The organism is Pedobacter sp. 05L430, from assembly GCF_056397585.1.
The window spans coordinates 1-10,502 of the sequence record NZ_JBFTNT010000134.1 but is presented as its reverse complement, the minus strand read 5'-3'; the positions used below and the strand labels follow the sequence as shown (position 1 = coordinate 10,502).

General features: G+C 36.0%; 12 protein-coding genes. 5 read left to right on the top strand and 7 right to left on the bottom strand.

The features are described 5' to 3' along the window. Positions 1-73: 73 nt before the first annotated feature. On the top strand, positions 74-2,206 hold the full coding sequence (gene rnr, locus AC1DG9_RS16660) for a ribonuclease R (RefSeq protein WP_172663755.1): 2,133 nt from the start codon (positions 74-76) through the stop codon (positions 2,204-2,206). Positions 2,207-2,224: 18 nt separating this feature from the next. Further along, positions 2,225-3,193: a polyprenyl synthetase family protein gene (locus tag AC1DG9_RS16655; RefSeq protein WP_337715118.1), complete on the top strand. Its 969-nt coding sequence runs from the start codon at positions 2,225-2,227 to the stop codon at positions 3,191-3,193. On the opposite strand, the gene AC1DG9_RS16650 is transcribed toward AC1DG9_RS16655, so the two are convergent. Continuing rightward, positions 3,190-4,152, bottom strand: coding sequence for a response regulator (locus AC1DG9_RS16650; protein ID WP_337715119.1), 963 nt, complete (start codon positions 4,150-4,152; stop codon positions 3,190-3,192). The genes AC1DG9_RS16655 and AC1DG9_RS16650 overlap by 4 nt on opposite strands. A gap of 210 nt (positions 4,153-4,362) precedes the next feature. Between AC1DG9_RS16650 and AC1DG9_RS16645 the strand changes: the two genes are divergently transcribed. After that, entirely contained in the window at positions 4,363-4,743 is a 381-nt protein-coding gene (locus AC1DG9_RS16645; protein ID WP_172663758.1) for a helix-turn-helix domain-containing protein, read from the top strand. Between the two features lie 73 nt (positions 4,744-4,816). Here AC1DG9_RS16645 and rpmA read toward each other — a convergent pair whose 3' ends face one another. The 4 genes from rpmA to AC1DG9_RS16625 form a co-directional block, all read right to left on the bottom strand. Then, on the bottom strand, positions 4,817-5,236 hold the full coding sequence (gene rpmA, locus AC1DG9_RS16640) for a 50S ribosomal protein L27 (RefSeq protein WP_172663759.1): 420 nt from the start codon (positions 5,234-5,236) through the stop codon (positions 4,817-4,819). Positions 5,237-5,294: 58 nt separating this feature from the next. After that, positions 5,295-5,606: a 50S ribosomal protein L21 gene (rplU, locus tag AC1DG9_RS16635; protein ID WP_048904572.1), complete on the bottom strand. Its 312-nt coding sequence runs from the start codon at positions 5,604-5,606 to the stop codon at positions 5,295-5,297. Between the two features lie 81 nt (positions 5,607-5,687). Further along, positions 5,688-6,200, bottom strand: coding sequence for a hypothetical protein (locus AC1DG9_RS16630; protein ID WP_172663760.1), 513 nt, complete (start codon positions 6,198-6,200; stop codon positions 5,688-5,690). 3 nt (positions 6,201-6,203) lie between these two features. Next, a complete protein-coding gene (locus tag AC1DG9_RS16625; protein WP_172663761.1) occupies positions 6,204-7,631 on the bottom strand; it encodes a dicarboxylate/amino acid:cation symporter in 1,428 nt (475 codons plus the stop codon). Between the two features lie 129 nt (positions 7,632-7,760). Here AC1DG9_RS16625 and AC1DG9_RS16620 point away from each other — a divergent pair, with 129 nt between their 5' ends. Continuing rightward, positions 7,761-8,258 carry an RNA polymerase sigma factor gene (locus AC1DG9_RS16620; protein WP_048904569.1) on the top strand — a complete coding sequence of 166 codons (498 nt, stop codon included), beginning with the start codon at positions 7,761-7,763 and terminating at the stop codon, positions 8,256-8,258. After that, positions 8,245-8,844 (top strand): hypothetical protein, encoded by a 600-nt coding sequence (locus tag AC1DG9_RS16615; RefSeq protein ID WP_172663762.1) that lies wholly within the window; start codon positions 8,245-8,247, stop codon positions 8,842-8,844. The genes AC1DG9_RS16620 and AC1DG9_RS16615 overlap by 14 nt, the downstream gene beginning before the upstream one ends. Before the next feature lie 140 nt (positions 8,845-8,984). On the opposite strand, the gene AC1DG9_RS16610 is transcribed toward AC1DG9_RS16615, so the two are convergent. Both AC1DG9_RS16610 and AC1DG9_RS16605 read right to left on the bottom strand, forming a co-directional pair. Beyond that, entirely contained in the window at positions 8,985-9,419 is a 435-nt protein-coding gene (locus AC1DG9_RS16610; RefSeq protein ID WP_172663763.1) for a nuclear transport factor 2 family protein, read from the bottom strand. Positions 9,420-9,486: 67 nt separating this feature from the next. Continuing rightward, the gene (locus AC1DG9_RS16605) at positions 9,487-10,356 is read right to left on the bottom strand and encodes a helix-turn-helix transcriptional regulator (protein ID WP_337715121.1); all 870 of its coding nucleotides are present in this window, start codon (positions 10,354-10,356) and stop codon (positions 9,487-9,489) included. Between the last annotated feature and the right edge of the window lie 146 nt (positions 10,357-10,502).

Below are 10,502 nucleotides of genomic sequence, written 5' to 3'. Positions count from 1 at the left end.
GCCTAAGCAAAGGTACAAAATACAACAATCTATCGCTTCAAATTGTTACCTTCGGGTGATTCATATTTTTATTATGGCAAAAAAGAAAACATCGCACTTAGAACTTGTTTTAATACAATTGATTAGTGATGTATTGGAAAAAAACAGCAATGAGGCACTGAACTACAAACAGGTTTCAGCTAAATTAAATATAACAGATCCTGAAGCAAGAGAAACAATTCTTGAGGTACTTAAAGAACAATCGAGAAAGGGTGTTTTTTTAGAACCAGAAAAGGGGAAATTCCGCTTAAAGGATTTGAAAACTTTCGTTATCGGTAAAGTAGACATGACCGCTGATGGCTCTGCATTTGTAGTTCCGGAAGATGAGTTTGAAAAAGACATTTTTGTATCAGCACGCAAACTTCATAATGCACTAAATGGTGATACCGTAAAAGTCTACATCTACGCTAAAAAAAGTGGCCGTAAAAATGAAGGCGAAGTAGTTGAGATCATTACCCGTGCAAAAACTGATTTCATTGGAGTGATAAAGATCTCTGATCGTTTTGCTTTTGTAAATATTGACGATCGTAAAATGCTCCATGATATATTTGTTCCTTTAAGCGACCTAAACGGAGCTAAAAATGGACAAAAAGTACAGGTTAGCATTACTGATTGGCCAGAAGGCGTTAAGAATCCAATTGGAAGAATAACAACTATACTTGGCGAGCAGGGCGAGAATAACACTGAAATGAACGCCATCCTGGCTCAGTTTGGATTTCCTTTGGTATTTCCGCCTGAGGTTGAAAATGAAGCAAATGCGATACCTGAAGAAATTACTGCTGCCGACTTAAAAGGACGCAAGGACTTTAGAGAAACAGTTACATTTACCATTGACCCGGCCGATGCCAAGGATTTTGATGACGCCATATCTTTTAAAACATTACCAAATGGAAATTATGAGATAGGTGTACACATTGCTGATGTGTCTCATTATGTTATCCCTAATAGTCATCTCGATAAAGAAGCTTATTCAAGAGCTACCTCAGTTTACCTGGTAGATCGGGTGATTCCTATGCTTCCAGAACGTTTAAGTAATGGTGTATGCTCCCTACGTCCAAACGAAGACAAGCTGTGCTTTGCAGCAGTGTTTGAACTTGATGATAAAGCAAATATCATTACAGAATGGTTCGGCCGTACGGTTATCCATTCGAACAGACGCTTTAGTTATGAAGAGGCTCAGGAAGTTATTGAAAATAAAGAAGGTGATTACGCTGATGAAATTCTGAAACTTAATGAGCTGGCTTATATCTTGCGCGACAGGAAGTTTAAAAATGGTGCCATCAGTTTTGAAAGTACTGAGGTTAAATTTAAACTTGATGAAACAGGCAAACCAATTGGCGTGTATGTTAAAGAACGTAAAGATGCCCATAAGCTTATAGAAGACTTTATGTTACTTGCCAATAAAAAAGTAGCTGAGTTCATTGCTAAAAAAGGAAAAGGAAAGCAGAAATATACTTTTGTGTATCGTTCTCACGACTCCCCTAATCTCGAAAACCTGGGTAATTTTGCACTTTTTGCAGCCCGTTTTGGTTATAAGATAAATATGAAATCGGATAAGGAGATTGCAAAATCACTGAACTACCTGATGGAAGATGTTGAGGGGAAAAAGGAACAGAATGTATTAACACAACTTGCCATCCGCTCTATGGCAAAAGCTGTTTACACCACAAAAAAGACTAGTCATTACGGATTGGCTTTTGACCACTATACCCATTTCACCTCTCCTATCAGACGATATCCCGATGTTATGGTGCACAGACTTCTGGCTGCTTACTTAAACAACGAAAAGTCTGCAAATGAAGAAGAATATGAAATAGCATCTTCTCATTCCTCAACAATGGAAAAACGTGCTGCTGATGCAGAGCGTGCTTCTATTAAATATAAGCAGGCTGAATATCTGGAAGAAAACATAGGAAATACTTTCCTTGGCATCATCTCCGGAGTTACAGAATGGGGAATGTATGTTGAGATCATTGAAAACAAATGTGAAGGCATGATAAGGCTTCGTGATATATCTGATGATTTCTATGTACTCGATGAAAAAAACTACTGCATAGTGGGCCAGCGTAAAAAGAAAAAATACCAATTGGGCGACGAGGTAAAGGTAAAAGTAAAGAAAGTAGATCTGGCTAAACGTCAAATAGATTTTATTTTAGTACAGGATTAGACAACAACAATCAAAAGAATGCATTCTCCTTCAGAATTATTAAAGCACGTAGAACAAGCAATAAGCGAAATCCAATACCCAACATATCCTGGCAACTTATATGAGCCCATAAGCTATATTATGAGCTTAGGCGGCAAAAGAGTAAGACCTACTATGCTATTAATGGCAGTAGATTTATTTAGTGGCGATATTTTTAAGGCTTTGCCCGCGGCAATGGCAATTGAAACATTCCACAACTTTACGCTTATTCATGATGACATTATGGACAATGCCCCACTTAGAAGAGGAAAGCAAACTGTACATGAAAAGTGGGGTACAAATACTGCTATACTAAGTGGCGACGTGATGATGGTTGAAGCAAACAAACACATTACAAATGTTGATGTAAGTATTTTAAAACCCGCTCTTGATACGTTTAATACCACTGCACAAGGGGTTTGTGAAGGTCAGCAACTCGATATGGAATTTGAAAACCGTAGCGACGTAAGCATTCCCGAATACATAGATATGATACGCCTTAAAACAGCTGTTTTATTAGGTGGCGCAATGAAACTGGGTGCAATTGTTGCAAAGGCAAAACCAGAAGAAGCGGAACTTATTTACGTGTTTGGAGAAAATCTGGGCATTGCTTTCCAACTGCAAGACGATATTCTGGATGTGTTTGGCGACCCGGAGAAATTTGGAAAACAAATAGCCGGTGACATCATAGCAAACAAAAAAACTTTTCTTTTGCTAAAATTACAGGAATTAGTGAGCAAAGAAGATCATACTAAACTTACCGATCAATTTACCAACAAGAACACAGAAGATAAAATCAAACACATTACCGACCTATACCATAGTTATAAGATCAGGGAGTTGGCCACACAGGAAATGAAAAGCTATCTTGACAAGGCATTTACAGCCTTAAACAAGATTACAATAGCTGAATCCAGGAAATCTGAAATTATTAAATTAGCTGAGGAGCTGATGAGCAGAGAACATTAGTGATCAAATATTGATTTTACTTTTTCGTCGGTAAGTGGCTTAGCAATAAAATCTTTCACAAAGGAAAATGATTTTGCAATTGTTCTATCCATTGGATCAACTGATGAGGAGACAATAACAACATCAATAGAAATCTTGCTTTCGTCCAGCATCTTCAGAAATCTAAGACCATCAATATTAGGCATATGTAAATCCAAGAGAATAAGATCGGGCTTATTCTGCTTGATGTAATCCAGTGCATTTCCAGGATTATTGAACAAAACAACCTGCTTTTCTCTATGTTGATTTCTTATCAAAGCCTGATGCACTTTAATGGTCATCAGGTCATCATCAACAAGTACCACATGTTTTTTCTCTGGTTCTAAGCCCTCATTTTCTGGCTGATTATCAGTTCCGGGCTTGCTAAGGGAAATGCAGAGTTCCTTAATTACACTATCCAGTTTTTTGGCCTGGTAATTAACATCGCTTAGTAGCTGATTTATCTTTGAAACATCATAACCTCCCAATCGACTATAGCTTGTAACGTTAAATAAGCTCGATACATTAGCCGTTAGTGAGCGTAGTTGATGAGAAGTAAGATGAGAATAATCATTAAGTTTCCTTAAATGATCCAGGCGCTCGTGATTCTTTATAATGGTGCAAACAACCTGTTCAATCTTATCTTTCATTAAAGGAGTAAACACGATCTGAAAAGATGAGTCTATCCCTTCATTAGCAGAAGGGATTCTTACCTCTATGCTGAAACATTTATTGTTAAAACATTTTTCAAGTAGTTTTAGGAATTTATATTTATAAATTTGCGTAATTATTTCCTCAACATTGTCCCCAATTTTAGGCGAGCCAGTAATAAATTCCCGTAAATTATTATCAGGAACAATTTTGAAAAATAATAATTCATTTTTTCTATCAATTAGAAAAAATGAACAAGATGAATGCTCCCACACACTACTAACCAGCATTGTTAATCTTATCTAAACTATTATATTGCCCACAATTCATTTTTTACACGGATTTTTTAATTTTTTTATAAGTTTTGGCTTAATACTCATAAGGTCTATGGTGCAATTCTACACTAATAATTATCCTAATTTATTTATGGTTTAGAATTTGCAACCAGGTAATGGGTTTCTAATTTGACCGTATACAAATCAACACAATATAAATCAATTATGCAAGAAATACTGTCAAAAGTAAGTATCGGAGAAAGGATCAAAAACTTGCGATTAGACCACAATTTATCCCAAGCGGCTATAGCTAACACATTGAATATATCCAGAAGTAATTATTCACAAATAGAGTTAGGAAATCAGTTTCCTTCTTTTGACACACTACACTTAATCGCCAGATATTATAGCAAAAGTTATGAATGGATTTTGCATGGGGAGCCGCAAAATTCCGAAGACAATGAATCGGTTAATAAGATCCAATCTTTAATCAATAATCTTGAGAAATCCCTTGCAGGCTTTAAAAAGGCAATAGAGAACTTTGAACAGGAGCTAATTGAAATCAAAACTGAAAAATTCAAAGGCAACCACCCGAATGGGCATTAGAATTTGGCATTACTTTATAAAAAAAGGGTTTCAACATATGCTGAAACCCTTTTTTTATAAAGTAAATATCTTACTATTCTGCAGATTCTGCTTTAGTTTCTACTTCAGCTTTAACCGCTTTTTTAGCAGGTGCTTTTTTTGCAGGTGCTTTTTCAGCAACAACTTCCTTTGCAGGAGCAGCAGCTTTCTTAGCAGGTGCTTTTTTAACAACAGGTGCTTTTTCTACAACTTCTTTAGCTACAGTAGGTAATACAGAAACATATGATTTGTTATCTTGTTTCTTTTTGAAGATTACAGTACCATCAACCAAAGCGAATAAAGTATGGTCTTTACCAATACCTACTCCTTTATCTGGATGATGTTTTGTACCACGCTGACGTACTAAAATGTTTCCAGCGATAGCTTCCTGACCACCAAATATTTTGATACCTAAACGTTTGCTATGCGACTCGCGTCCGTTTCTCGAACTACCGGCTCCTTTTTTATGTGCCATCTTGTTTTATATTTTATTAATTACCTGATTAACCTGGTAATCTTTGTTTAACAACTAATTATAAACTGATACCAGAAATCTGGATTTTGGTGAAATACTGACGGTGACCGTTTTTCTTTTTGTAACCTTTTCTACGTTTCTTTTTGAAAACGATTACCTTATCACCTTTTAAATGAGACACGATTTTAGCTGAAACTGAAGCACCTTTCAATGTAGGAGCTCCTACAGAGATTTTACCACCATCTTCAACCAACAATACATTGTCAAATTCAATACTAGCGCCTTCATCTCCTTGTAAACGGTGTACAAAAAGGTGCTGGTCTTTTGCAACTTTGAATTGCTGTCCTGCTATATTTACTATTGCGTACATTGTTAAATATTTATTATTTTAAATTGTTTATTTTTATCGAGGTGCAAATATAGAATTAATTTTTCTAAATCCACAACAGAATTACTTTTTATTCCCGTAACGTTCTTCAGCGTCATTTATACTTTGTCCAATAAGCTTTTGCATTTGAGCTGCAACATCTCTCAGCTTAGGTATTTCGTTATAATCAGTCAAATAAATCACTTTCTTTGACTTTGTTTTGTAATTGAACTGGATCTCATAACGCAGTATCTTAGGCGAATTTAAGTCAGACCCGTTATTTGCAATCACACCTGGAAAATTCCACAAACCCAATTCATTTGCTTTGCTGTGCAAATAGATCATGTCATTTTTTCTAAGCTTCACATGGGTCTTAACCAGCGAGTCTTTATCATCAAGGTATTGATAATCGCCTGTAGCAGAATTATAACTATTGGCAAGGGTTTTCCCTACTCCCCATTTGTATTCAAATGAAACAAAGTCTGCCGACCTGAAAGGGGCATTCTTTATCATTGGGGTATAATATACAATGCAATAAATCAAGAACGGCACCACAATACTTAGTGCTAAAAAAATCTTTTTTCCTTTGTTAGTCATAAATTAAGCTTCTATTGGCGCTTCATAGTCAGGATTATATTCACCCTCCCATTTTGCAATTACTACTGTTGCTAAACAGTTTCCTATTACGTTTAATGATGTTCTACCCATATCCATCAACTCATCTATCCCTAAAATTGCGGCTATAATAAATGTTGGAAGACCAAACTGATCTGCAGTAGCTATCAAAATAATTAGAGATGCTCTTGGTATTGCAGCCACTCCTTTACTGGTAATCATAAGCGTGAAAACAATCAATAACTGATCGCCAAATGACAAATGCATTCCTGCAGCCTGGGCCACAAAGATAGCAGCTAATGAAAGGTATAATGTTGTTCCATCTAAGTTAAAACTGTAACCAGTTGGAATTACAAATGATACAATTTTACGCGGAACTCCAAATTTTTCCATTGCACTCATTGCTTTAGGCAACGCTGCATCAGAACTGGTTGTAGCAAAAGCAATAGATACCGGTTCTTTTATTGCATTGATAAACTTCCGTATAGGTAATTTAATATATAAAGCTATAGGCAGTAATACAATAAGAATGAAAGCCAGCAATGCCGCATACAAGGTTGCCACCAGCATAAATAAATGCTTTAAGATATCTACTCCCATATGTCCAACTGTGTAAGCCATAGCCGCCCCTACTCCAATTGGGGCAAAATACATGATCACATTTGTGAACTTAAACATGGTTTCAGATAAGCTTTCACAAAAATCAACCATAGGCTTTCGCTTCTTTTCGTCTACCATAGCTAAACCGATACCGAAGATCACAGAAAAGATCACGATCTGTAAGATCTGAGCGTCATAGATAGATTTCGCTATATTCTCAGGGAAAACGTTTCTAAAAAAGGCAAGTGTTTTATACAACCAATGTATGCTGTGTGGTAAACTCTGCAGAATGCTTTCATCGGTCAAATCCTTCACGGGTTTCGGCAATTCGTTATGAGGCATATTTTCAATATTAACCCCTACTCCAGCCTGCGAAATATTAATTGCTGCCAATCCAATAAATAATGCCATTGTGGTGGCGCAATAGAAGTACAGCATAGATTTCCAGGCCATTCGGCCCACTTGTTTCAAGTCAGAATGACCAGCAATACCATAAACCAGGGTTGCAAATAATATTGGACCAACTATAGTTTTTACGAGTTTAATAAAACCTTTGCTTAGTGGTTGTAATGCTATAGCTACATGCGGATAATCTATCCCAATAAAAACTCCTAAAATCATACAGACCAATATCCAGGTAGTTAGATTCTTTTTAATAACGGCATAAACAAACAGCTCCGCTGCAAGAATCCAACGCACTGCCATCATTATGTTATCTGGAACGGCAACAATGTCAAAATCTTTCAAAACTCCGAGCAAAGTAGCAATTGTAATAAATATCAACGTAATTAGCCCGATGCGGTTTTGTTTCATAAATTAGTTTTTAGTGGCAACAAAAGTAATTAATTGTGGTAAGCCCGCAAACATTTATTATTTTTGATACCGCAACCTGTTGTAACAATTAAAGATTACAACGATCAAACTACCATCAGCCGTTAATTAATGGAACAAAAGGATCAGTTATTTAAGCAAATTTTCGACACAAACTCCAAGAAAATCTTCCATTTATGTTATGGTTATACTGGCGACGAAGACTCGGCAAATGATCTTCTTCAGGAAACATTTTTAAAAGTTTGGCAGAATTTAGATAAGTTCCGTAATAAATCTTTGATTTCGACATGGATCTACCGTATCGCAGTCAATACTTGCTTAACCTATTTAAGATCAGAAAAAAGACAGGCAAAAGATGAGCTTACAGACAATATTATCGAAAACAGGCCAGAGGAATTGTCGGAAAAAAACGAACAGGTTGCACTACTTTACAAGTCAATATCAAAATTAGAAGAAAACGATCGCCTCATAATTACAATGGTACTCGACGAACTACCTTACAATGAAATAGCCGATATATCTGGCATCAGTGAAGGGAATCTAAGAGTAAAAATTCATCGCATTAAACAAAAACTTACAGAACTATACAATCAACATGCAAGAATTTGATCATATACAATCGCTTTGGCAATCACATTCAGTGGAGGTAAAAATCTCTTCTGAGGAAATGCTTTCGCAGGCAAAAAAAGAAGTATCAGGCATCAAAACAAGGTCACTATTGAACATTGCCGGAATGTTGATTTCTTTTGCATCTCTTGTTGCTCTTTTAATATTTTATCCATTCACATCCTGGACAACACCTGCCGGTTTAGGCATCATTATTATAGCAATAGCTGTATCTACCTTTATTCTATATAAGGATTACAAAATAATATCGAGGAATGATTTCACCCAACATCCCAATGAATTTTTATCGCAATTAAAGATCTATCAGTTAAATAAATTCTCTATATACAACAAGCTATATTGGTTTTATGCTGCAGCAATATGCCTTGGTTTTGTCCTTTATTTCTACGAAATGCTCGACAACCTGGAATTATGGTTTCAGATCGGAATAACCTCCTTCTCTGTTTTCTGGATGGCATTATGTGCAACCTTTTTGCGCAAAGCTTATTTAAAAAGAGAGAAAGAGCGCTTGGATCTTTTAATAGAGAAGTTTGAACGTATTAGCAGCCAGTTCAAAGAGCAGCCATAAAAAAAGTCATCCTACCTATCGGATGACTTCTATTATTAACTAACCCAAATTTAAATTTATCCAAACTTATTGCCGGGCTTCCTGGTTCAAATATAGGTTTAGGACTTAATGGTGAATAAGCGAAACTCACCAATTCTTTTTTAGCCATTAAATCTGTGGATCTGACTTATTTTCCAAATCCCGTTTTGGTCTTTTACAACAGTTACATAGTTCTCTTGCGTAAACAATGGATATTTAAAATCTACCCTTACCATCACTACGCAATCACTAGTTGATAAAATCTCGAAATTGGAGGTACAGTTTAATGTAATGTCGCCTCTTCTTTTATAAAAGTCTACCAGGTCCCTTTTGTTTTGTTCTACAATTTTGCCCTGCCTGGTTATTTTTAGCACAGCCTCGTTATCCATCACCTGATTAAGTAATGCCGCGTTACAATGAACATTCGCGTCAATGTAAGCTTCTATTACAGAGCTTGATTTTAAATTCACACTTGCCACTGGTTTATCAGTATCAGCAGATGCAAAAGTGAAGGAGATACTCAGTATCGCCATACACAATAGAATTTTTCTTTTCATAACCATTTTTTAAAAAAAATTAAACTAAACACATATCGTACTCTAAAAGCATCGTATACGGTACAGATTACCTGTACTGGCCGGGAGTAACGTTAAATGAACTTCTAAATAACCTGATAAAGGAACTTGGGCATTCAAAGCCCACCATATCTACAATCTCACTAACCGGATAATCCGTATTTCTTAAGTAGTATTTGGCTTGCTGAAGTCTGAATGTTGTTAAAAACTGGTGTGGCGACTGCTGATAAGCTTGTTTAAAAGTTCTAAGTAAATGGTTTATCGACAAACAAGCCATCTGTGCGATATCATCCAGTCGGATGTTCTTATTGTAATTGCTAATGATATAATCCTTAGCCATAGACAGGCGTCTTAATATTTCAGATTTGGTAACATGACTAAGGAACTTTAATGATGCAGTTCGGTTTACCACTTCAGTGTTGTATATGCTGTAATAATTTAACAAACAATCATGCAAACAATCATTCAAAAGTAATTGGTTGGTTGTGTTGCGATTGATAAGCCCTGCAAGATTTAGCAGGTTATCTTTTAATGCGCCCTGCAAAGGATAAATAGACTCTACAAAAACCGGGTTCTCATATTTATAATCAAATGGGTTATCCAGTAAAACAGCGCCACTTTTTCTGGAATATTCGAAATCCTGAACGAAACGCGGATCAAAGAAAACAGATAGTGCATTTACCGGTATTGCTGAATCAATTCTGCTGGAATAATTTGTATAATTATTTAAAAATATAAAGTTTTCCGGATGCAATCGCAACTCCCTTTTGTTTACTTTATAGTCCGCAGCGCCATTAAATACCATATTAATGGAATACTTTCCTGTTAAACCAGTAAAGCTGCTGGTACAAGAATTTTGACTTATAATTTCATTATCACCAACAAGTATTCTACTATTACTACTACTACTACTACTCATCACAATTAAATTAGCGTGTTTAACTCAAATCAGTCAACTTGAATGCTCAAAGTTTCTAATCAAAATTAAACCGGGATATCGTGTTTCTTTTCACCCCTGAAGGGGTATTTTGAGGTAAATGAAAAAAATACCCCTTCAGGGGTGAT

What these genes read in the sequence shown, in the direction of transcription:
- AC1DG9_RS16620 (WP_048904569.1), top strand. Translation starts at nt 7,761, where the DNA reads ATGGAACAAAAGGATCAGTTATTTAAGCAAATTTTCGACACAAACTCC.
- AC1DG9_RS16650 (WP_337715119.1), bottom strand. Translation starts at nt 4,152, where the DNA reads ATGCTGGTTAGTAGTGTGTGGGAGCATTCATCTTGTTCATTTTTTCTA.
- AC1DG9_RS16625 (WP_172663761.1), bottom strand. Translation starts at nt 7,631, where the DNA reads ATGAAACAAAACCGCATCGGGCTAATTACGTTGATATTTATTACAATT.
- AC1DG9_RS16645 (WP_172663758.1), top strand. Translation starts at nt 4,363, where the DNA reads ATGCAAGAAATACTGTCAAAAGTAAGTATCGGAGAAAGGATCAAAAAC.
- AC1DG9_RS16655 (WP_337715118.1), top strand. Translation starts at nt 2,225, where the DNA reads ATGCATTCTCCTTCAGAATTATTAAAGCACGTAGAACAAGCAATAAGC.
- AC1DG9_RS16615 (WP_172663762.1), top strand. Translation starts at nt 8,245, where the DNA reads ATGCAAGAATTTGATCATATACAATCGCTTTGGCAATCACATTCAGTG.
- AC1DG9_RS16610 (WP_172663763.1), bottom strand. Translation starts at nt 9,419, where the DNA reads ATGAAAAGAAAAATTCTATTGTGTATGGCGATACTGAGTATCTCCTTC.
- rnr (WP_172663755.1), top strand. Translation starts at nt 74, where the DNA reads ATGGCAAAAAAGAAAACATCGCACTTAGAACTTGTTTTAATACAATTG.
- AC1DG9_RS16605 (WP_337715121.1), bottom strand. Translation starts at nt 10,356, where the DNA reads ATGAGTAGTAGTAGTAGTAGTAATAGTAGAATACTTGTTGGTGATAAT.
- rpmA (WP_172663759.1), bottom strand. Translation starts at nt 5,236, where the DNA reads ATGGCACATAAAAAAGGAGCCGGTAGTTCGAGAAACGGACGCGAGTCG.
- rplU (WP_048904572.1), bottom strand. Translation starts at nt 5,606, where the DNA reads ATGTACGCAATAGTAAATATAGCAGGACAGCAATTCAAAGTTGCAAAA.
- AC1DG9_RS16630 (WP_172663760.1), bottom strand. Translation starts at nt 6,200, where the DNA reads ATGACTAACAAAGGAAAAAAGATTTTTTTAGCACTAAGTATTGTGGTG.